Raw genomic sequence first — 22,839 nt, forward strand, 5'->3', positions numbered from 1 at the left:
CCGCCGGGGTTCGTTGATGTTTTGGGGCAGGACTCAGGTCCTGCCCTTTTTTATCGTTCCTGCCAGTAGATCACTCTGTCGTGGCCCCGATAGACGCCGAAGGTTGCCAGCCCAACCGGATCTTCGAGAGTGCCATCATCATTCCAATCAAACTCCAACCAGGCATCAACATTCCAGACCAACGAATCGGTTCCACGGGTTCCGTTCGGCACGAGTTCCAGCGGCGGAGCCTCGCCCATTGAGAAGGTGTCACTCGGAGGCGCACCGGCACTGAGCGAATGATGGTTTGCCGAATTGGTCAAATCAGCCGTATTCCAGGTTGTGCAGCTATCATCCATGTGGGTCATGAAACGGGATCCGTCCCAGTATTCAAGTCTGAACGGCATTGGGAGCGATCCAATGTTTTCAGGACCGTAGACATTTTCCAGGGAGAACCGGCCATAACGGATATCGAACGCGGCCACCGGCGTGAACGAGTAGGGAGCAGCGGCGGCCGCGACACCATCGGAGTCAACCAGGCTGGTCACAGAAAATTCAAGCTGGGGAGCGAATGGCGCAATCTGGGCATCGGTAGTTTTGTTATACGCGAAGCTGTCAGACGCAGAGAAATCATAACGCATCAATCCCGAGCCCAGAGAAGACACCGGAGCTGTGAGGCTGCCGCCAAACTCGGTTGGAGAGAGCGCCATAAAAGCGCCAACCCTGTCGACGGCTGCAGAGTCGGAGCTTGGATACAAGCGGTTGATATCAGATGCCACAAGCTTCTGAAAGCCAGTGAATGTGTAGTTCAGGGTGCGAGTTCCCTGCACAGACAGCGGCTCAATGGTCAACGACGGCGTGACCAGCCAGTCAAAGGCTTCTCCGGTGTAAGCAAAAGGAGAGCCGGTCGAGCACTGCGCTTCAAACTCGCCGGGGTCGACGGATACCTGAAAACGATCAGGATAAAAGCGTCCGATCGGCAGACTACTCCCACTGGGAACATCTCGCCCCAGATAGCTTCCTGGCAGGGGAGAAGCCTCAAAACGGAAAACACCGACCTCCGAGACCTCAGCTCCCACAATTTCTTCCGCCGATGAAGACCTTGTATGGGAATAGCTGACCGGCGAAACGGAGCCGGATGCCCCGCCATCTGGTTGAACCAGCGTAGTGGACAACGGGATATCGAGTAATCGGAAGTTCGGCGTGACCGGATTACCCTGGCACAGGTCACCATCACCATTCTGCTCCCAGCCTACAGCGGTAATCGAGAGATCAAACGACTGTCCGGCTTTCCTGAATGCAGGACAGGTCGAGTCTCCGGCCGGACAATCACCCGCCGATGTCACACAGAAGCCAGCTGGAACACTGACAAAACTGTCAGCTCCCGGCATTTGCAAACCGTCATCGTTGGTTGCTGCTGAACCGAGATAGAGGGCGTCGAGATTTATCAGGCCTGCATCGGGGTAGAGAATATCCACCTCTGCAATACCGCCGGCACCGAACTGAAGGCTGATCGGCGTGGCGTTCGACTGGCCGGCGCCAACCGCCGTATTGTCAACGAACACCGGACGGCTCTCGGGGCGACCGGTCGATCCCGGATCAACATAGGTCGACCAGAAATTCACCTCCCGCTGCACATTTTCAAAAGCCGGAACGCAGGCGCCAGTCTGGTTATCCCGGCGCACGGCGCTTATCTGGATTGAGGTCGCTGGTTGGTGAGAAATCAGGTCTGGTATATCGAAGGCCAGCCCCGCATCAAGGAAAGGGAGATCGCAAGCGGCGGCGGAAACGCTGCCGCCTCCATTATCACAGAGCGTCTGGGTAAAGGCCTTCGTTGAAGGACTTGAGGATGCAATGGCCAGCCTCGCCGTTCCCGCCGTCGTGATCTGCAGTTGGCGGCTAGCCTGGCCGCCACTGAATGCAAAACTGTCACCACCAACCCATCCCGAAGGGCTCAATGTCACGTCCACCGGGTCGGTGAAAAGCACACTGCAATCGGCATTTTCACAGGCCCTGACCGTTACTGTTTCCGGCTGACAGGTCAGTGCTGTGCCATCATGCACAAACTCGAAGTGATCAACCAACTTCCCGACTGGATTCAGCTTTTCTGCGCAAAGCTGTAAATTGTCGAGCTCGTGGATGTTGGTCGAACCACCCGTTGAGCCAGTCAACGAGAGATAGAAATTCTGAGGAGTCGCCGGTTGATTCGGAAAACTGCTCAGGTCCAGTTGAACAAGTTGTTGGAAGTTGTTGCCTGCTCCGGAAACATCCCTCTCGACGGAGACAATCGGACCGATCCCCCCTCTTGAGTCCACAATAATTCGGTAGCGGTGGGGCGTCGGATTGTTTCCAGGCTGGTCGATCCCCGGGTTCAGTGAGCCGGTTCCCCCGAGGTATTGGTAGTTGCTCTGGGCGGCACCACGGATGGCGACGGCGTCCCGAACAAATCCGGTACCGCCAACGCGCCCTTCAGTAGCGTTGGAAAAGTTGCCGAATTCGTCCAGACCAATCCCGAGCCAACCGCCCGCGAAACCGGGATCGCCGTTGTTGCGCTGTGCGTATCCAAGGGAGCCCCCGAAACTGCCAGGCTGAGGGGTAACCGAGGCATCCGAAAGCACAACTGTCAGACCATCAGCACCATTGCCACCGTATGCAAAATAGTCGAACTCAAGTCTCACATAGTTGTCCGCTCCCGGAATCAGGTTCTGGAACGTTGCCGCTGTCGCCTGGTTCCCTGAGGCCTCTGTCATACGGAGGCGGCCGTTTACAATACCTGGTGTAAAGCTGCCGCTTGAAACATTGGTGATCCAGTCATCCGGTGACAGGGTGGCCGTACCAAAGGTGTCGCCTGCGCAAGTCAGTGGAGAGGAGTTGCCGTCAATCACAACATCATCGATGTGCCAGAAATCGAAGTTACCACTATTGCCCGATTCCTGAACGAACCGCATCTGGAAATCACCGTGAAATGCATCGGGCGGCAGTGTGAAGACGACGTCGCCGGATTCACCGTTGGTCCCGTTACCGGGGTATCGATCAATCAGATCCCAGTTGCCTGCGTCATCAAGGTACTCGACTCGAAGGTCTTCCCCGCCATCAGGGTCTTCACTGAACGCATCATCGCCTCGCCTCCACCAGTAGGCAACGGTGCCCGATGTCAGCCCTGAAAGATCAAGAGGCGCAAGTGTGACCCCGGCGAAGCCGCTTGAGGTATAAAGAGAACGCGTGGGGCTCTTGCTGGTTTGCGAACTGATACCGGCATCGCCGCCGGACGCTGTCACAACAGACCAATCCGGCCCAAGCGAATTGCGTTCGAAATCGTCGCAGAAAAGCGCCGTCAATGTGCTGCAGAACCCGCCGGTTTCCTCATTACCAATTACGAAGAAGGCCGCGGGATCAGAGAGGTTGTTGTAGTGGGTTCTCAGCCAGCCACCAGAGCGGGCACGGGAAGAGATGCGGACTTCATCAACGTCACCATTCAAGATGGTTTCACCATTGCCCTGCACGATGCCATGGCCAGATCTGAAGGGCTGTGCGGTTATGTTGAGCGTTCTACCTGCACAGTCATTATCGGATGCAACCTGTTGCCCGTTAATGTAAGCACGGGTAGTGGTGCCGTCGAAACTGATGGCGTAGTGGGCCCACCCGGAACTGGCACTGCCGCCATCGAACCATGCCTCCGTGTTGCCGCAGGTTACCCCCCAGGTGATGCCGTTGTTCTGCCTGACGGCAATTCGAAAAAAGTAGTTGGCTCCCCAGCCAATAACATTGCCTTTCCAGAGAATCGGGTGATGATCGCTTCCTGACTGGTTGCCGGATATCCTTGCCCAGGCTTCGGCAGTGAAGCTCGTTGTCAGCCCCGGGTCACCGAAATCGAAAAATCGCACCGCCGGATCTTCAGATTGTCCGTTAGCGAACTGCCCCGGATGCGCTCTTGCACCGGCGACAATGCCATTGTTGAGATACGTCGGGTAGTTGTTGCCCTGCCCTAGCAGATCTCCATTATTCAGGTTGGCGGTCGAATCTTCCAACGTGGTTTGCCGGTCCCCTGACTCTTCCAGGTGGTGAACCATCTGAAAGTCGTTGTCCCAGGTGCCTGCCGGACTCTCCTGGTTTCCCGCCGATGGGTTGCCGTAATAAAGGTAGAGACTGGAATTGGCGGATGCTGGCAGGGTTGGAATCCGGATCCACGCCACCAGCTCACCGGTATTTCCATCATAGCGCTCCAGCTCATGGTCAAGCTGGGTTCCATCCTCAAGGGCGAAAACAATGTCATCGCCGTCTGCTTGTGCGGAGCTGGCCAGATCTGAGTCTATTGCCCTGAACATAACGGTGAAATCTGACTGATCACCCACCACCTGGCTGGCCTGGATCTGGATCGCCTTGCGGTAGTTCCAGTCAGGATCAAACCATGCGGCCTCAGAAAATCCGGCCCAGGCCATTAAAACCAGTACAGATAGCAAACCGGATATCGGGCGGTTGGTTCTGGTCCACTTCATCTGACACGCACCTCGATTGTCCGGACAGCCCGATCAGGTCCGCTGCCACACTGCCCCGTACTGGCGATCGAAAAAACCGTGTCACCACCGGGGCCACTGATGTTTTCTGTAACGGATTCACAGGTCAGCGCAGCGCTGCAACCGCTGAGCGCTGATGCGGAGAAGGACAAAGGCGTTGTCAAAGCGCTGCAATTACCCGCCTCAAGCACATCCCTCACGGCCACCTGCGCGCCACTCTCAGCTGCATAGAACGCCCTCTGGGACTGAATCTGCAGGCTGACAGAGTCACCGCTGGCCTGCTGCAGTTGAGCCATGCCAATCACCAGGAGAGCCAGGACGGTGATAATGAATAACGCAACGGGCAGACCTGCGCCGCCCTGATTAACCAGATTACGAGGTTCAGGGTACATTGCGAATCTGAACCTCCTGGCTGATATCGGTAGTCTCACCGGAATCCGGATCCGCCAGCACAAAGCCGAACGAAACCACCGCGCCTCGCTGCAGGCTTGGCGGTGTTACCTGGAAATTCAGCGAGTTGTTGGCCAGTGTCGTGGCCATGACTTCCCGATCCGGATAGCTCGACGGCAGGCCCGATGCGGGTGAGGTGTTGATGCCGTAGTTCCGGTATCGATATAGATACACCCCTACCTGACACACAGAAACCGGCTCGCCCACAATATAAAATCGGCGCTCCGGCGACTGCGCCGAAAAACGGTGTGTTGCCCCTGAATCGAAGGTAACGGTCACTGGCGAAGCACCGGAGGGCATCGTCGCCGGTGGCGAGATCGGACCGGGACTGCCCGGGCTGTAAACGTCTGAGCCATAGCCATACACCACCACTCGTCCAGAGGCGGATGCGCCGCCTGGCAGTGGCACAGCCTGAAATGAATCCGGATTTGCACCCCGGGGAAGATCGAGATAGTTGGAGGCGGCCAGGATTGGCATCCACTCAAGGCAGTTGCCACTTGGATTGGTTCTGATTGATGTTGGCAGTGCCTCCCGAACCTCGCGACTTATCTGCTCGCTGATCACCACACCCGCCAGGGAACGCTGTTGCCGGGAGCTGACATCCAGTGCACCCTGCGTGGACAGACTGACAAAGCGGACCGAAATCGTGGCGACGATGGCCAGCAAGACGATCACAATGACAAGTTCAACGAGGGTAAAACCGCGATACCGATGCATCAGAAGTTGGCCCGGTATGCGGTGAATGAAAAGGTCTGGTTACCGGGGGCGGTAATATCGAGATCAATCCGTTTGGCTTCTTCCGCGGGCAAGCCAACTTCCGTTCCGGCGCAGGTAACAGCGATCGAAATGGCGAAACCGGAATAGCCAGTCAACGCGGATCCGGTGGCTGTCGACGGTGCCCCGCTGAGACCGTCATAGTCATCGACATCGTCAAACGTCGTTCGTCCTTCACCGTCTGGGCCAATTGAACAGGGCCCCGAAAACTTGGGGAACCCGCCCTGGGGCGTTTGATCATCGTATTTCTGGGTAAGAATCTCATCCATGTAGAGCTGAGCAAGCTTTACAGCGCGGGTCTGATTCAACGGGTCCGCACTTCGACCTGCGATCAGCGAAAACGCACCGACAACGCCGGCAATGGCCACACTGATAATCACGATCGTGATCACCAGCTCCACCAGGGTTGCGCCAGTTTGGGTAGACCTCATGACTGGCAACTCCCGGCATATACTGCACCCAGAGAGCTGAGGCAGGTCTGGAAGGTACTGTCACCTGAAAAGGTAAATTGCAGGTTGGTGCCGGCTGAAGGCGCCCCTTTGTTGTCGAAGGTCAGAGTCAATGGCAACCCGCCCGGAGCTGACAGACTGGTGCCTTCCCGGGCTATTTCGAAGGTACGCGCATTGCCGGAACCAGCCCCCACAATGAATCGAAAAGTATCCCCACCCTGCTCGATGGTCAGGGTGTTGGCGGGATTCCCCGCCAGCGCTGCCTGCTGGGCAAGCAGCGTGGCGGAGGCAAGTTGCTGGGTGGCCAGCAAGGGGGAGAAGGCCGAGCGGCTGGCGAACAGGCCAACGCCCAGAGCGGAGAGGACTCCGATCAGGATGAGGACCGTTACCAGTTCTACCAGAGTGAAGCCCGATTCATTCGGGGCACTTTTTCTTCTCATAGCCCCTCCAAAACTCCCGGAAATTAGCTGGGATTAGCGAAGCAAATTGCGAGCACATTTTCGTACAACGCGGCTACAGAGACGCGCTTCGCTAAACAACCCAATCCCCAAAGACTTAGCAATTATTACTTGAGTTAAGCGTCGTATTGCCGGTGGTCGGGTCATAATCAAACTCACAAGTTCCAGAGCTTGCATCCAGAGAAATCGTCGCTGCATCAGTGCTTACATCTGTTCCGTCAGTGATTGTGAATTCATCGCTAAGCTGCGCAGCAGTGCCAATTCCCGCCGCATCTGAGGTTGGATAACCTGCTGCAGACATCGTTATTCCGGTAGCGCCATCCAAGTTAACGGACGCACTCGCCGTACTTCCGTCTGCAACCCAACGTGCATGAGCAATCGCGGCTGCAGATTTTACCGATCCAGCAGCGCCATTAAGCGTTGCCACTTTTGCCTCAGTCCCAAAATCCGCAAACCGCGGCAAAGCAAACGCCGCCAGAATGCCTAGGATCACAATTACCATAACCAGTTCAATCAGGGTGAAACCCTTCTGATTTCTCGCAGGAATCATATTCTTCATTGTCGTTACCTCTTACGTTTGTCGTGAAGTTCTAAGTGAAACTGCCGTGTTCGTCTTAATTAATATTGGTGACCACAGAGCCATCTGCGGTGTCATAGGTAATGGTGCTGCCCTGACCATCCAATTGGTATTCGTATTCGCAAGCAGTGCCAACCACAGCCGCCCAATAGTCGGCGTCCGCATTGGCGGCGGTAGCGGTTGAGATCGTCGGGGCGTTAGCCTGCAGCAATCCCTGCCACACCTGTATACAACGGTTTTCATTCGGGGCACCGGTATTTCCGTTGGTCGAGGTCGCCCAACCTTCGTCGTTGACCGCCACGTCGTCATCGCCAAAACCATCAACTGTTGCCGCGGCTGCGGTTTGGCCATTCGACACCCACTGAGCTTTAACGAGTGCAACTCCCGCACTCAGCGCTCCGGCGGTTCCCTTAATACTTGACTGATGCGCCTGCTCCGAAAGCTGAGCAAATCGTGGCAATGCAAAAGCTGCCAAAATCCCCAAGATGGCAATCACTACCACCAGCTCAATCAAAGTAAAACCTTTCTGTTTTCGCTTCCTGTCGTACTGCATCATTCGTCGACCTCTTTCAGATTGTGTCTGTGCGTCTGGTCAGCGTTGCGCATCCTGCGTTTGCGCTGCTTCTTCTGTCAACGACACCGGGGCCAGTTTTAACCCCGTCAGCCGCTCTTCCTGCTCCCGCGCACCATTCCCGTTGCGGTCTGCAAATTCCGTTGTCACTGCCCAGGCCAGAGGCTGTTCTTCATTGGCGTGCCGACCATCTATGGTTATTGGCTGCCCTGGTTTATAAATTAACCAGCCTTTGGGCCCGTTTTCTGTTTCTTTTTGTTCTCTGGCCCGGAAGCACCAGGTGGCCGGTGCCAGTTGTTCGGCCTGGCACTGCCCTTTGTAATTGCCCCACTGGTGTTCCACCAGCTCAAACGGGTTGATGCCCCGGTGCTCCGCAAGCCGCTCGCCGCGGCTCAGCATCACTTCTGCACCCTTGATGACCAGCGCCGATCTCAGTTGGCTGATCACCATATTGGCGGCCCGTTCCTCGGCGTTTCGTGCTTCCCGTTCCAGCACACCGAGCAGAAACCACCACAGAACGCCCAGCACGATGACCACGACTGCCAGACGAAACTTGCGGGAAAGCGCGTACCCGCTGGCGTCCGCCTGTTTTGCCGCTGGCACTCAGCCCCGCCCCATGGCGGCGGCCCCCAGGTCCCAGATCGGGAGAAACACACCCAGTGCCAGAATCAAAACCAGAATGCCCATGGCCACAATCAATATCGGTTCAATCGACTCCGCCAGCCGCTTCAGGCCATAGTCGACATCCTCATCGTAAAAATCCGCCACGTTGTTGAGCATGTCGTCCACAGAACCGGTTTCCTCACCCACGGCAATCATCTGAAGAATCAGCGGCGTGAACATTTCACTGTGCCGGGCGGTTCGGAGCAGGCTTTCGCCTCGCTCGATGCCGGCCCGCATATCCTTGATGTGACTCGAGATCCACGCGTTATCGGTTGTGTCTGCCACCACGGTTAATGCGGTTGTCACGGGCATACCCGCGGACAACATGGTGGCAAAGTTCCTCGAAAATCGGCTGAGTGTTATCAGTTCCAGCAGCGGTCCGATAATCGGTAACTTGAGTTTGTAACGATCCCAGGTCAGCCGTCCCTGTTCCGTTTGTTTCCACTGCCGCAGCAACAGTCCGCCAGCAGCAACCGCAAACAGCATCACGTACCAGTAGGCCAGGAGAAAATTGGAGGTGCCAACCAGTACCTGGGTCAGGAACGGCAAGTCTGCCCCCAGCTTGTTGAACACCGATGCGAATTTGGGGATAACCAGAAAGTTCACGATCATCAGAGCCGATAACAGGGCAATGATGACAAACATCGGATAACGCATCGCCTGCTTCAGGCGCCGCTTGGTATCCCGCTCCAGCTCGAGAATTTCCGACAGGCGCCGGAAAGCGTCGTCCAGCATCCCGGTGTTCTCGCCTACGTGGATCATGGCAATGAACAGCTCCGAGAAGACTTTGGGATGCGCCTGCATGGCCGTCGCCATGGTGGTGCCGCCTTCAAGACGTGTGGTCACATCCTCAAGCACTTCCGCCAGCACCGGCGAGCGCGTGGTCTCTGCCAGGCCACGCATGGTTCGGATCAGGGGGATGCCAGCCTTGGTCAGCGCATGCATCTGGCGGCAGAACACAATCAGCTCATCGAGGGTGACCTTCTTCCGGAAGATCGGCAGACGATTCAATCGATCAATGACCGATTCCGTTTCCTGCACCTCCCGGATGACGAGCGGAGTTATACCCCGTCGCATCAGTTCGGTGGCTGCGGCATCGGCATTCGGAGCGCCCAGCAAACCCTGCTGGACACCGCCACGATCATCCTTGCCCCGGTAGCTGAACTGCATCAGGCACCTCCCCCGATCGGTTCATCCGGCAGGGGAATGTCATCCTCGGGCGAGAACTCGCCCTCGGATGTAGCGGCCACCCGCGCCACCTCTTCCAGTGTCGTCGTGCCCTGCAATGCAAAGTCCATGGCGCACTGCCCCAGGGGCCGGTACAGGGGGCTCAGGCGGGCCGCTTTGGTGAACTCCGAGACATCCTGGCGTCGAAGAGCATCCAGCATCGCCTCGTTCATTTCCAGCATCTCGTAAACGCCAATCCGACCCTTATAGCCGGTGTTGCTGCACTGGTAGCAACCACGGCCATGAACGAATCCGGCTTCCATATCCAGGGGATCCAGATCAAAGCTGCGCAGCCAGACCAGCTCCTGTTCCGTGGGCGTGTAGGCCTCGGCACAGTTGTCACAGACCCGCCGCACCAAGCGCTGGGCGACAACACCGAGCAGGGAGCTGGCCACAAGGAAAGGCTCTGCGCCCATATCAATCAGCCGCATGGCACTGCTGATGGAGTCGTTGGTGTGCAGGGTGGAGAGCACCAGGTGGCCAGTCATGGCCGCCCGCAGGCCGATTTCCACGGTCTCGCGATCCCGCATCTCGCCCACCAGGATCACGTCCGGGTCCTGTCGCAGGGCGGCCCGAAGTACATTGGAGAACTCCAGACCGATCTTCGGGTTCACCTGTACCTGTGTAATCCGGGGCAGACGGTATTCCACCGGATCCTCAGCAGTGATGATCTTCACTTCCGGGCGGTTGAGCTCGGTCAAAGCACCATAGAGCGTCGTCGTTTTGCCGCTACCGGTGGGACCGGTCACCAGGATCATGCCATGGGGTTTTTTGATCATCCGGCGGAACCGTTCCAGCAACTGAGCTGGCATCCCCGTTCCGTCGAGGTTCAACATGCCCTGGCTCTGGTCCAGCAAACGCATCACCACGGATTCGCCGTACTGAACGGGCATGGTGGAGACCCGCACGTCGATACTGCGGCCCTTCACTCGCACGTTGAAGCGCCCGTCCTGGGGCATCCGCTTCTCGGAGATGTTCAGGCCTGCCATCAGCTTCAGGCGCAATACCAGCGCGGCATTAACCCGCTTTTCCTTCATCACCTGTTCCTGCAGCACACCATCCACCCGCTGCCGGATGCGGACCACAGTCTCGTCCGGCTCGATGTGGATGTCCGAACTGCGCGCTTGAACAGCATCCTCGAACAGCGTTTGCAGCAGTTTGACCACCGGCGCTTCAGCGCTTTCGGATTCGGCGGAAAGGTCCGCCAGGTCGAAGGCATCGTCGCCCAGTTCGTCTTCCAGCTCTTCCGCCAGCGACGCAATCTCATCGGTACGCCGGTACACCAGGTCCAGAGTGTTCAGCAGCTCGCTTTCCCGCACCACGGCCTGTTTGATGGGCTGCTTCAGAATGCGGACCAGCTCATCGTAGGCAAAGATGTCCAGAGGATCGGCCATGCCCACGAGCAATTCGCCACTATGCTCCGCCAGCACGATACTGCGGAACCGACGGGCCATGGCTTCCGGAAGTTTCTTTACCAGCTCATTGTTGAACTGGTAGTGACGCAGCTGAACAAAAGGTACATCGAGCTGACGGGACAGGATATTGAGCAGGCTGTCTTCGTCCACATAGCCAAGATCCGTCAGCGTCTTGCCAAGCTTGCGACCGGTACTCTTCTGCTCGCGCAGGGCCGTCATCAGCTGCTGCTCAGTGATAACGTCATTCTGAACCAGCAGGTCGCCTAACCGGACTTTCTTTTTTGGCTCTGTCGTCATCATCCCGCCTGCAAAGATTTCAGTCGTTCACGAACATAATCCGCCAGGGAAGGCGAAAGCCCGGGTAACTGGGCGGCCTGGCTGTAGGCCCGAACCGCACTATTGATCTCGCCGCCCGTCTCGAGGGCAATCGCAAGGCCCACCCACCAGGCCGCGCGGCTGTCGTCCTCGGCAATCAGGGCCGACCAGTGTCGGGCTGCCTCGGTATTGCGGCCTGCCTGCTGCAGCAAGGTTGCCAGGGTTACCCGATATTCCACGTTCTGGCGCACAGCGGGCACACTGAGCTCAAGGGCAGTGATTGCGTCAGGCAACCTGCCCTTGGCGTGAAGCGCCCGGGCCCTGAGAAGCCGCAGACCGGCATCACCGTTCGTCACCGATTCCGGAAGCCATGCCAGTGCCCTGTCCGGCATTTCCTGAACCAACATCTGACGCGCGAATACTTCCCGGCTGGCAATCGCCGCCTGAGTCGCGGCCAGTTCCTGCAATTTTTGCTCGGCTTCCCGGGCATCCCCGCCTCTGAGTAAAGAGGCCAGTTCGCGGCTAACCCGGCGATCGATAGCTTCGGGCGTCTCACGGACCTGCTTCACCGACGACGTTGGTGCTTCTGTCTCCTGGGCAGGCTTGCTCTCTGCCACCACGGGCTCACTGACAGCGTCTTCAGGATTGGAAGTCTGGCGTCTAACCGGTTCGGGCGTTGGCTCTGACACGACCGTCTCGGCTGCTTCCATGGCTTTCGGTTCAGGCTGTACCTCGGCAGGGAGCTCAGGAGCTGGTGGCAGCTGGCTGACCGGCTCATTCTCGATCCCGGACACAGCTTGCTCGATGGTATCTTGCTCACCACCCACAGACTGAGAATCAATTGAACTCTTTTCGGTTCCGGCATCCTGATCAATTGGCGGTGCCATGATGGTTTTCGGCGCTGGCGACGCGATCACCTCAACAGGCATCTCTTCACTGCCGGTCCGAGTCATGAACCAGAAGACAAACGCGCCAACCAAACCCGCGGCGAAGAGCAATACGACGGCCCACAATCCGGAACGCGGGCGACCCCGGGATTGCGACTGCCCGGCATAGGCCGCGGCCACCTCCGGTCGGTTCTGACGTTGTTCTGCAGCACGCAGAGCATCGTTGAGGAGGCTCATAACCACCTCCCGATCAGGCCCGGCACCCGCACGCTTTCGGTGTCGCGAATGGCCTGCATGGCATGGCCCCGCTCGATGAGGCGGTCGCCCCGGCCCCAGGCCGCCAACATGGACTTGTGGGCAAGAATATTAACCAGCCTCGGAATACCACCGGAAGCCCGGGTAATCAGACGAAGCGCACCCGGCGCAAAAAGATCAGCGCCGTTATAGCCGGCCTGCGCCAGGCGATGCCGCAGATACTGGGCAACCGAGTTCCGGTCCAGTGGCGTCAGGCGATAGTGAAAGGTGATGCGTTGATTCAGTTGGCGCAGGCTTTGCTTTTTTAGCAGTACATCAAGTTCCGGCTGGCCAAACAGAACCACCTGAAGCAGCCGGACACTCTCGGTTTCCAGGTTCGTTAACAGACGCAACGCCTCGATGGTTTCCTCCGGCATGGCCTGGGCCTCGTCAATCACCAACACGACCGGCTTCTGCTCCATGGCATGGCTGATCAACTTTTCGTTGATGGCCTTGAGTACCTGGTGGGCATTGGCGCATCCGGACATATCCACACCCAGTTCTTCGGCTACCGCCTCGTAAAGGGTATCCGGGGTAAGCTGCGGGTTGGGGATATACGCAGTGTGGGCAATAGACTCGAGTTCGTTAAGCAGCAGCCGACACAGCAAGGTTTTGCCAGTGCCGACTTCTCCGGAGATCTTGATGAAGCCCTCACGCTCTTTCAGAGCCACCAACAACAGTTCCAGCGCATCGCCATGGCTGGGCGCCCGCAGAAAATAGCGGGTATTGGGCGTCAATGCGAACGGTGCTTCCTGCAGTCCGAAATGGGATTCGTACATGCTATCGAACGGCTTTCTCCGGTTCCGGTGTGACGGATTCAGATGACTGCAGCAACTCGCGCAGCACATTCATGCGCTCCCGGCTGGCGGACACGTCCGCGTTCATCTCCGGCGTTCCGGCCACAACCGGTCGCAGAAGGATGACCAGCTCACTCTTGCGCGACTGGAATCTCCGCTGCTTGAACAATTCGCCCACCAGCGGGATCTCGCTGAAGAAGGGAACCGCGGAATTGTTGTCCTCACTGGAGTTCTGGATCAGACCACCGATCACAACGATCTGGCCACTCTCGGCGCGGATCACGCTGTCGGTTTCACGAACGGTGCTGCTGGCCAGGGGCAGCGTGACGTCCCGCTCGCCAATGGTGATCACCTTTTCCTGATCGGTCACCTCACTCACAGAGGGGTGTACATGCAAGGTGATCACGCCGCTTTCAGAAATCTGGGGAGTGACATCCAGCGAGATGCCCGAGAAGAACGGGGTCAACTCCACGGAGGTTGATGTTGAATCTGTGGCTGTAACGGCGGAGTTGTTGTCATCGAAATCAATATCGGTGACAAAAAACTCGTCGGTACCGACTTTGATGACCGCCTTCTGGTTATTCACCGTTGAAATCCGTGGGCTGGAGAGAATCTGCACATTGCCCTGTTTCCCGAGCAGCTCGATCAGGCCGGTAAAATCGCCGGCGCGCACGCTGGCAGAAAACAGGCCTCCGATATCGGATGTCTGAATAACCTGGCCCGCCAAAGCCTGCGCGGTGAAATCCTCCGGCAAACCATCCGAGGCGGTAATGCTGGACGCGCTCTGAATATCCGACCAGTTGATGCCCTGCTGGTAGCCCTCGTTAAGCGCGATCTCCAGAATCTTGGCTTCCAGGATCACCTGACGCTGCATAATCAGCTCAGTGCGGCGAAGGTACTCCTCAACCATGCGCAAATCTTCGGAACCGGCCCGGACCATAACCAGGCCGGCACCCGGATTGACAATCACCTGTTGGCCATCACCGCCACCGACAATCATGTTCAGGGCGCTTTGAATGTCTTTCCAGAAATCCGACGCCGTTTCCGTGGAAATGGTGGTTCCCACCAGGTTGCGGGTCTCGCCGGAACCAGTGCTGTCGCCATTGCTATTGGAGTTACCGGAACTGCCACTGCGCGCGCCCGTCACCTGCCCGGAACTTACGCGGGTCTCGGAGCCGCCCTTGCGTTTGAAATGCAGGTAATCAATTGGGAACATCCGCGTCTGGACGCGATCCGCCTGAACACGGAACAGCCGGCCATTGCGGCGGATATCCAGGCCATACAGGTCACCGGCTATATCCATAACTTCCGGTACGGTGACATCACCCAACCGGAGATCGATGCTGGTAGTGACATCGGGATGGACCACCACGTTGTAGCGGGTCCCCTCGACCAGCGATTCAAAAAAGCTTGCAGCAGGCACTCCCCGGGCATTGACGTCAAAACGTTCGTCCAGATCCGCGCCGCCGGACAGTGACGGCAGCAATGCTGCGCTTACGTCCGCAGGTAAAGGTGCTGAGGCCTCGGTGGATGCTGGCGCCGCCGGTTCTGGTTGCGTGGCCTCTTCAAGGCTTTGGTCAATAGCGTCCGCAGCATCGGTTGAGGTAGCCGTTGCCGACCGCATCAACGGATTGTTGCTGCACGCCGTCAACACCAGACTCAACGCCAGTGCACCTGTGATTTTAATGGTTGTCATGAGTATCCGATTGTCTGTCATTGAGTTCCCCGAACCTGCGGAAGTCTCTCCAGGTACAACACCCGTTCGCGGCCGTTATCCGTGACCAGAACCCGATTGGCGTAGATCCGGATAACCCGCACGTTGTCAAAACCCTGGCCTTCCCTGAGGGCCTCACCTTCGATTACGGCGACTCGCCTGTCCTTGCTGAAAAGAATGGAATCCAGAGCCAGTGACCGCTCTGGCGCCGGCCGGGCAACTGTGGCCTGCGGACCGGGCGGGCGGGTCGGATCCTGCAGTGCATGGGCCGGGCCCGCACAAAAAAACATAGAGCCGAGCGCCATGCCAAACCACCAACTTGCTGTCTTATTCAGGCGTCTGCTCATCTCATACCCCCAGCCAGGCCTGATCCAGGCTCAGTGTTTGCACCCTGATGACCGCCTCTCCCGAAGGCCAGTCTCCCGCGCTGTATTCCAGCCTGATCCAGCCGAGGCGCTCATCCATTGCCTCCAGCCGCTGCAGGTAATTCAGTACATCGAGGTAGCTCCCTTTGATCCGGAGCTCGACATCGTGGGCATACAGCAGTGGCTCAGGCGCAGCCTGCGGCTCCCGAGGCGACTGCTCCGGTGCATCCGGTGCGAAAACCGGGGTTGGAGTTTGTAGCTCGAGTGCCTGTAATTCCAGCGATTCCTGGGCCGCCAGAATATTCCTGAGCAGTGCCACCATCGCTGTGGGCGCGATCAGTTGCCCTGTGGTATCCGCGATCTGCTGATCGAGCCGTTCCAATCTCTGTTGCCGGGCGTTTAGCTGATTGCGCAACTCCCGGGAGGGATCGGTCGCGAGCTGTGCGTTAAGCGTCTGTTGCTGCGCAAGCAGGTCATCCCGACTGCTGGACAGCATCTGGAGGCGATTCTCCAGGTTCTGATGCCGTTGCTGCAACGGCGTAACCGCAAGCTCCCAGACGACAACCAGGAAAAGCACCAGCGCCGTCAGCAGAATCAGTGCCCGCTCGCGAATCGGGCGCAGGTTATACCACTGCGCCACTCGTGCCAGGGAGGTGTTGGACGCATCCGCCATCAGTTGGTCTCCCCGTCGCGTTTACTGGACACATGAAAATCGATCCACCGGCCCTCGTCCGACCGTGACAACCGGAACGCACCAAAAGTTTTTCCGGCAAAAGCCGCCTCGTCGCCCAGATTTTCAAGGTATCGAGGCACCAGAGCGCCATCACGGCTACGCCCCTCAATGGTGACTTTGTCCGGGGCCGACTCGAGAATAACGTCAGTTAGCCAGACGTCTTTCGGGATCTGCCGGGCCAGAGCTGACAATTGCGGCGAAAAATTGCGGCCTTCCGAGAGCACGAGACTCTCTACCCGTTCCAGCAAACGCTGGCGACGAGCGAGGGTCTGGGTTACACGGTTCAGAGCCTCCTCCACTTCCGCATCCGGCTGGCGAGCTTGAACCGCCGCTGAAAGCTCCGCCACGGCTTGCTCAAGCTGCTGATTCTGCCGGTCCAAGCGCGAGGCCTTGTTGGCCATCACGGAGTTCTCGTAAATCAGGAAACCGGCCACGAACGCCACCAGCAGCAACCCCACTAGCAGAACACCAACCGCCGTCCCCGCCTGTAGCCTCTCCTTATGCGGGCGAAGCTCGTCTGTATACAGATTGACCTGCTGGATCATGGGCGACCGTCCTCCGGCATTGGCAAGCATGCGCTCCAGGCAGGCAGGCAACGACTGTCCAGATCGGCCTGAAGGCCCAGGGCGTTCCAGTCGAGGGTTTCGATACCAGCGGCTACATACGAGGACAACATGGAGGCAAGTGGCAGGACACTGTCGCGGGCGACAAGACGGATCATCGCCGGCGGAACCTGGCCCAGCTGGCTTTCGTAGTAATCGAGGGAACGCTGCATTTCCAGAGCCAACGACTGAACGGCCGATTCCTGACGGGCCGCATCACGCAGGTCTTCGGAGGTCACATCCAGTTTGCGCGACAGATACAGGGTATTGTCTCTGCAGATCACCATCTGGCCGTAATTGTCTTTCAGATGAACCAGTGCTGCCCCGCGTCGATTCTCATCCAGCCGGCACACCAGGTTTCGCAATGCCAGCTCGGCGATATCAATGCGCTCAAGCTCCAGGCCCGACTCCTGAACCAGCCGAACCAGTTCCGAGACCAGAACTTTCCTGGCCGCGACTACATTAACCAGCTCACCTCGCCCACGGGATGCGTCCCGGGGAAAGGGAAACACATCGGAAACGGCTTCGGACGGACTGAAGTCCAGAAAATCCTTCAACTTCCACTTGAGAGCATCGCCCAGTTCCGATTCCTCGATGCCTTCCGGGCGATCCATCTGGAACACCTGATACTGGTCCAGAGGCAGGACAAGCGTCGTCGCTGCGCCGGACCAACCTTCACTTTCCACCAATGCGGCGAGGGTTTCCAGACGCCTGGCAGGCAGACAATCACTGAAGCCTGATCGTCCTGCTGATTCCGCCCAGGCAATGCCGTCCGGACGAATCTCAAGACATACCCGCAGACGTGCCCCGGAGTGCCTGAATAGGCCGGTCAATTTTCGTAATATCGGTGTCTTTGTCATGGGGTCCGCAAAAAGGATCCGAAGGCCACTCGCCAGCCTCGCGTGACTATTGTATTGCCCAAAAAACCGGCATTTTTCGCAATGGATTACATAATAGATGAGAAAGCGAACGTAACTCCACGTTTTTTTGGCTGATTTCACACCGTTTTTGCAAGTCAGTAACAATAAAGCCCCCGCAATGCGGAGGCTTTATAGAGTTCGGATGCTCAAATCCCGTTTGTCTCGTGGGGAGAGTCAGAACGGAATGTCATCATCAAAGTCGTCAACCGGTTCGGGCATGCTGCCCTGCGAAGGCTGGTTGCTGTAGCCACCGGATTGCGGTGGCGGATTGTTCTGCTGTCCAGCCGGCGCGTTGTAGCCGGACTGCTGAGGCCGTCCTGCCGGCGCGCCCTGGCTCATTCCGCCTTCGCCGCCACGGCTGTCCAGCATCTGCATCTGGCCATTGATATCCACCACAACCTCGGTGGTATAGACATCCTGCCCTTCCTTGTTCTGCCATTTGCGGGTCTGAAGCTTGCCCTCAATATAAACCTTCGAGCCCTTTCGCAGGTACTGTCCCGCAACTTCGGCGATCTTGCCGAACATGACAACCCGGTGCCATTCGGTTTTCGGCACCAGCTGACCGGTCTGACGATCCTTGTAGCTTTCGTCTGTTGCAAGGTTCAGGTTTACTACGGCATTGCCGTTGGGGGTGTAGCGGGTATCCGGGTCCTGCCCCAGATTACCGATTAGGATTACCTTGTTTACGCCTCGTGCCATGTTCTGCTCCTGACTCTGTTTTCAGGGACGCCCGCGTTCCGTGCGAGCCTCCGGATTTCAAGAATGGTTAGCCTGCCGGACAAAGGAAAAGTCCGCAAGTAACGCTTCATCAAATTGCTGACGATCCACCTTAAGATAGGCGGTGGCAGCGTCTTCCACAATCACCACATCCTGAACGCCCGGAAGGCGGCGGAGATTGTCATCGATGTCGTCGTACTGGTCGTTCATTACCTGCTGCAACTGTACCACGAAACTTGTGGTGTGACCGGGCGCGGGCATGGTGAGCGCTATCAGCAGCCAGAGGCCCAGCACTACCACCATGAACCAGAGCACGCCCTGCAGCCCGGCTACCTCCAGGAGGTAGCCGCCGAATGCGCCCCCCAGAAACGCGCCCATGAACTGGGAGGTGGAGTACACCCCCATTGCTGTGCCTTTGCTTGCAGCCGGCGCCTCCTTACTGATCAATGACGGCAGGCTGGCCTCGAGCAGGTTGAAGGCCATGAAGAAGAAAAACAGCACAGCCCAGGCCGCAACCAGGCTGCTGGAAACACCGGTAAACCCGGCAGTAGCCAATGTCAGCAAGGCAATTGCCCCACAAAGCACCGGTTTCATCCTGCGTTTTTTCTCGCCAATGATGATGAACGGCACCATGGCGAAGAAAGACGTGACCATCACGCTCAGGTAAAACCACCAGTGTGACCTGCTGGCAAGGCCAAACTGCTCCTGAAGCATGGAGGGAAACACAAGAAACAGAGCGGTCAGCACCAGATGCAGCGCGAAGATACCGAAATCCAAGCGGAGGAGACGACCGTCTGAAAGCACCCGCCCCAACATCTCCCGGGCAGGATGCGTGTCGGGGCTGGTCTTGTGCTGATGGGGCGTCGGAACCGCGCGGTTGACGATCACCAAAGCCACCACGGCCAGTGCTGCCGTGGCGTAGAAGATCCCGGACAGTCCCCACCAGGCTCCAAGAAGGGGCCCAAGAACCAGCGATACCGAAAACGACAGGCCGATGGTGATCCCCACCGTTGCCATGGCCTTGGTCCGCTCTTCCTCGCGAGTCAGGTCACTGAGCAGCGCCATCAGCACACTGGCGATCGCACCGGCGCCCTGAAGAATCCGACCGGCAATTACAACGTATATGGAGTCCGTGGCTCCGGCCAGCAAACTGCCTGCGGCAAAAAGTACCAGCCCGATATAGATCATGCGCTTTCGGCCAACCCGATCAGACAGCATGCCGAAGGGAATCTGCAACAGGGCCTGACTGAGTCCGTAGGCGCCTATAGCGAAACCCAGCAGTGCGGGCGTTGCATCCTTGAGATCTTCGCCCAGCAACATGAATACCGGCAGCACCATGAACAGTCCGAGCATGCGCATGGCGTAAACAGACGCCAGGGCGAATACGGAGCGTTTTTCCAGCGCATTCATGGCAATTACGTACCTCAGCCGGGGTTGAAAGCGGTCAGATTGAGGGCAGATACCCATCGCAGGCGGCGCATTGTAACAGAAGGGGCGCTGACGGGGGACAACCCGCGTGATGCTGGTCCCGGTATCATTTTCGCCGCAGCGGGCCCAACGCGGTATAATTTTCGTTTTTATCCGAGCGAGGTGTTATGGACCATATCCAGATCAAAGGGGCACGAACCCACAACCTGAAGAACATCGACCTGGATATGCCAAGGGACAAACTGATCGTGATTACCGGCCTCTCCGGTTCCGGTAAATCGTCCCTAGCGTTCGATACGCTCTATGCTGAAGGGCAGCGACGTTATGTGGAGTCGCTGTCTACCTATGCCCGCCAGTTTCTCTCGATGATGGAGAAGCCGGATGTGGACCATATCGAAGGGCTGTCGCCAGCGATATCCATCGAGCAGAAGTCCACTTCCCACAACCCTCGCTCCACCGTTGGCACCATCACGGAAATCTACGATTACCTGCGCCTGCTCTTCGCCCGCGCCGGGGAGCCCCGGTGCCCCGACCATGGCCAACCTCTGGAAGCGCAGACCATCAGCCAGATGGTAGACCAGGTGGTGGCCATGCCAGAGGACAGCAAACTGATGATTCTGGCACCGGTCATCCGGGATCGGAAAGGCGAACATCTTCAAGTTATCGAAACCATGCGCAGCCAGGGCTTTATCCGCCTTCGGGTGGACGGCACGGTTTATGACATCGACGATGTGCCGGCCCTGGACAAAAAACGCAAACATCAGATTGATGTGGTCGTCGATCGGTTCAAGGTCAAGCCAGGCCTGGAGCAGCGGCTTGCCGAGAGTTTCGAAACCGCCCTGGACCTGGCTGACGGGATTGCCCTTGTGGCGCCCATGAGTGGTGAGGGGGAAGAACAGACCTTCTCCGCCCGTTATGCCTGCACCCAGTGCGGCTATGCCCTGAGCGAGCTCGAGCCGAAACTGTTTTCCTTTAACAACCCGGCGGGTGCCTGCCCTACCTGCGACGGACTGGGTGTTAAACAGTTCTTTGATCCCGAAAAAATTGTCCAGCACCCGGAAGCCACTTTGGCATCCGGCGCCATCAAGGGCTGGGATCGCCGGGCCGTCTATTACTTCCAGATGCTGGGCAGCGTGGCAGATCACTACGGCATCGATCTGGAAACGCCCTGGGCGGATCTCCCCGAGGATTTTCGCAACGTGCTGCTGTTCGGCTCGGGCGATGAGGATATCCCATTCCGTTATGTGAATTCACGTGGCCATATCATGGAGAAGGCACATCCATTCGAGGGCATTCTGCCGAACCTTGAACGGCGCTACCGCGAGACCGATTCACAGAGCATGCGAGAGGAGCTCGCCCGCAATCTGAGCACCCAGCCGTGCAAAGAATGCGGCGGCTCACGACTGCGCCGCAGCGCCCGCCACGTCTTTATCGAAGAGCACAATATTTCCGATGTCACCCATCTCCCGGTGGGTGACGCACATGATTACTTCGAAACCCTCGCGCTACCGGGTCGAAAAGGTGAGATAGCCGAAAAAATTCTGAAGGAAGTGCGGCAGCGCCTTCAGTTCCTGGTGAACGTCGGGCTGGAATACCTCACGCTTGAACGAAGTGCCGATACACTCTCCGGGGGTGAGGCGCAGCGTATTCGCCTGGCAAGCCAGATCGGCGCCGGGCTGGTAGGCGTCATGTACATTCTTGACGAACCCTCCATCGGCTTGCATCAACGGGACAATGACCGGCTTTTGGCCACCCTCACCCATCTCCGGGATCTGGGCAATACCGTGATTGTTGTCGAACACGACGAGGATGCGATCCGCGCTGCAGATCATGTCATTGATATCGGACCGGGCGCTGGCGTTCATGGCGGCAAGGTTATCGGCCAGGGCACACCGCAACAGATCATCGACAACCCCGATTCGCTTACCGGGCAATACCTCAACGGCACCCGGGAAATCGCCATCCCGAAACAGCGCAACAAAGGCAGCGGAAAAACACTGACCCTGTCAGGTGCTACTGGCAACAACCTGAAAGACGTTACGCTCAATTTGCCCCTGGGCATCATGACCTGCGTCACTGGTGTATCCGGGTCTGGCAAGTCCACGCTGATCAACAGCACCCTGTATCCGGTAGCTGCCGCCAAACTCAACAAAGCCACCAGCCTCAACCATGCCCCCTACCAGTCGCTCAAAGGACTGGACCACCTGGACAAGGTCATCGACATTGACCAGAGCCCCATCGGCCGCACCCCCCGCTCGAATCCCGCCACCTACACCGGCCTGTTCACTCCCATCCGTGAACTCTTTGCCGGAACACAGGAGGCACGTTCCCGGGGTTACAAACCTGGCCGATTCTCTTTCAACGTGAAAGGCGGCCGCTGCGAGGCATGCCAGGGCGACGGCGTAATCAAGGTAGAGATGCATTTCCTGCCGGATGTCTACGTGCCCTGCGACGTCTGCAAGGGCAAGCGCTACAACCGGGAAACCCTGGAAGTGCGCTACAAGGGCAAAAACATCAACGAAGTGCTGGAGATGACTGTTGAGGAAGGCCGGGAGTTCTTCGACGCCGTGCCTTTCCTGGCCCGTAAGCTCCAGACCCTGATGGATGTGGGCCTCTCCTACATCCGTCTGGGGCAAAGCGCAGTGACGCTCTCGGGCGGCGAAGCCCAGCGGGTAAAGCTCGCCAAAGAATTGTCCAAACGGGATACTGGCAAAACCCTCTACATCCTGGACGAGCCCACAACCGGCCTGCACTTCTACGACATTCAGCAGCTGTTGAATGTACTGGAGCGCCTACGTGATCACGGTAATACCATCGTCGTGATCGAGCACAACTTGGATGTCATCAAAACCGCAGACTGGATTGTCGATCTGGGCCCGGAAGGCGGCTCCGGCGGCGGCCAGATCATTGCAGAGGGAACGCCGGAGGAGGTTGCCAAGAACCCTGCTTCCCACACCGGTCGCTACTTGAAGCCCATGCTAGAGAAGTAA

At 57.8% G+C, this 22,839-nt stretch carries 20 protein-coding genes; 1 reads left to right on the plus strand and 19 read right to left on the minus strand.

The annotated features are described in order from the left end of the window. Positions 1-50: 50 nt before the first annotated feature. From EDB94_RS19320 to EDB94_RS19410, 19 genes are all read right to left on the minus strand, one after another. Complete coding sequence (locus EDB94_RS19320; protein WP_108019275.1) at positions 51-4,475, minus strand: DUF2341 domain-containing protein; 4,425 nt, start codon at positions 4,473-4,475, stop codon at positions 51-53. Next, positions 4,472-4,885, minus strand: coding sequence for a hypothetical protein (locus tag EDB94_RS19325; protein WP_108019276.1), 414 nt, complete (start codon positions 4,883-4,885; stop codon positions 4,472-4,474). The genes EDB94_RS19320 and EDB94_RS19325 overlap by 4 nt, the downstream gene beginning before the upstream one ends. After that, positions 4,875-5,660 (minus strand): type II secretion system protein J, encoded by a 786-nt coding sequence (locus EDB94_RS19330; RefSeq protein WP_108019277.1) that lies wholly within the window; start codon positions 5,658-5,660, stop codon positions 4,875-4,877. The genes EDB94_RS19325 and EDB94_RS19330 overlap by 11 nt, the downstream gene beginning before the upstream one ends. Beyond that, a complete protein-coding gene (locus EDB94_RS19335) occupies positions 5,660-6,148 on the minus strand; it encodes a prepilin-type N-terminal cleavage/methylation domain-containing protein (protein WP_108019278.1) in 489 nt (162 codons plus the stop codon). Before EDB94_RS19335 ends, EDB94_RS19330 begins: the two co-directional genes overlap by 1 nt. Then, complete coding sequence (locus tag EDB94_RS19340) at positions 6,145-6,606, minus strand: type II secretion system protein (protein WP_108019279.1); 462 nt, start codon at positions 6,604-6,606, stop codon at positions 6,145-6,147. The genes EDB94_RS19335 and EDB94_RS19340 overlap by 4 nt, the downstream gene beginning before the upstream one ends. A gap of 115 nt (positions 6,607-6,721) precedes the next feature. Then, the gene (locus EDB94_RS19345; protein WP_108019280.1) at positions 6,722-7,183 is read right to left on the minus strand and encodes a type II secretion system protein; all 462 of its coding nucleotides are present in this window, start codon (positions 7,181-7,183) and stop codon (positions 6,722-6,724) included. Positions 7,184-7,238: 55 nt separating this feature from the next. After that, positions 7,239-7,757 (minus strand): type II secretion system protein, encoded by a 519-nt coding sequence (locus EDB94_RS19350; protein WP_014575980.1) that lies wholly within the window; start codon positions 7,755-7,757, stop codon positions 7,239-7,241. Between the two features lie 36 nt (positions 7,758-7,793). Beyond that, positions 7,794-8,375: a hypothetical protein gene (locus tag EDB94_RS19355; protein ID WP_108019281.1), complete on the minus strand. Its 582-nt coding sequence runs from the start codon at positions 8,373-8,375 to the stop codon at positions 7,794-7,796. Then, positions 8,376-9,605: a type II secretion system F family protein gene (locus EDB94_RS19360; RefSeq protein ID WP_108019282.1), complete on the minus strand. Its 1,230-nt coding sequence runs from the start codon at positions 9,603-9,605 to the stop codon at positions 8,376-8,378. Continuing rightward, entirely contained in the window at positions 9,605-11,374 is a 1,770-nt protein-coding gene (locus EDB94_RS19365; RefSeq protein WP_108019283.1) for a GspE/PulE family protein, read from the minus strand. The genes EDB94_RS19360 and EDB94_RS19365 overlap by 1 nt, the downstream gene beginning before the upstream one ends. Continuing rightward, positions 11,374-12,516 carry a bacterial transcriptional activator domain-containing protein gene (locus EDB94_RS19370; protein ID WP_108019284.1) on the minus strand — a complete coding sequence of 381 codons (1,143 nt, stop codon included), beginning with the start codon at positions 12,514-12,516 and terminating at the stop codon, positions 11,374-11,376. Before EDB94_RS19370 ends, EDB94_RS19365 begins: the two co-directional genes overlap by 1 nt. After that, a complete protein-coding gene (locus EDB94_RS19375) occupies positions 12,513-13,352 on the minus strand; it encodes an ExeA family protein (RefSeq protein ID WP_062786621.1) in 840 nt (279 codons plus the stop codon). The genes EDB94_RS19370 and EDB94_RS19375 overlap by 4 nt, the downstream gene beginning before the upstream one ends. A gap of 1 nt (position 13,353) precedes the next feature. Further along, positions 13,354-15,066, minus strand: a complete 1,713-nt coding sequence (gene mshL, locus EDB94_RS19380; RefSeq protein ID WP_108019297.1) for a pilus (MSHA type) biogenesis protein MshL — start codon at positions 15,064-15,066, stop codon at positions 13,354-13,356. 17 nt (positions 15,067-15,083) lie between these two features. Next, positions 15,084-15,431, minus strand: a complete 348-nt coding sequence (locus EDB94_RS19385) for a hypothetical protein (protein WP_108019285.1) — start codon at positions 15,429-15,431, stop codon at positions 15,084-15,086. Between the two features lies 1 nt (position 15,432). Further along, positions 15,433-16,122 carry a type II secretion system protein GspM gene (gene gspM / locus EDB94_RS19390; protein ID WP_108019286.1) on the minus strand — a complete coding sequence of 230 codons (690 nt, stop codon included), beginning with the start codon at positions 16,120-16,122 and terminating at the stop codon, positions 15,433-15,435. After that, on the minus strand, positions 16,122-16,727 hold the full coding sequence (locus EDB94_RS19395) for a PilN domain-containing protein (RefSeq protein WP_041644930.1): 606 nt from the start codon (positions 16,725-16,727) through the stop codon (positions 16,122-16,124). The genes gspM and EDB94_RS19395 overlap by 1 nt, the downstream gene beginning before the upstream one ends. Further along, positions 16,724-17,644: a biogenesis protein MshI gene (locus EDB94_RS19400; protein WP_260312632.1), complete on the minus strand. Its 921-nt coding sequence runs from the start codon at positions 17,642-17,644 to the stop codon at positions 16,724-16,726. The genes EDB94_RS19395 and EDB94_RS19400 overlap by 4 nt, the downstream gene beginning before the upstream one ends. A gap of 234 nt (positions 17,645-17,878) precedes the next feature. Then, a complete protein-coding gene (gene ssb / locus EDB94_RS19405; RefSeq protein ID WP_008174919.1) occupies positions 17,879-18,403 on the minus strand; it encodes a single-stranded DNA-binding protein in 525 nt (174 codons plus the stop codon). Positions 18,404-18,460: 57 nt separating this feature from the next. Continuing rightward, on the minus strand, positions 18,461-19,831 hold the full coding sequence (locus EDB94_RS19410) for an MFS transporter (RefSeq protein WP_108019287.1): 1,371 nt from the start codon (positions 19,829-19,831) through the stop codon (positions 18,461-18,463). A 185-nt stretch (positions 19,832-20,016) separates the two neighbouring features. Here EDB94_RS19410 and uvrA point away from each other — a divergent pair, with 185 nt between their 5' ends. Beyond that, entirely contained in the window at positions 20,017-22,839 is a 2,823-nt protein-coding gene (gene uvrA, locus EDB94_RS19415; protein ID WP_108019288.1) for an excinuclease ABC subunit UvrA, read from the plus strand.

This window comes from Marinobacter sp. 3-2, assembly GCF_003751355.1.
GTDB classification, from domain to species: Bacteria; Pseudomonadota; Gammaproteobacteria; order Pseudomonadales; family Oleiphilaceae; genus Marinobacter; species Marinobacter adhaerens.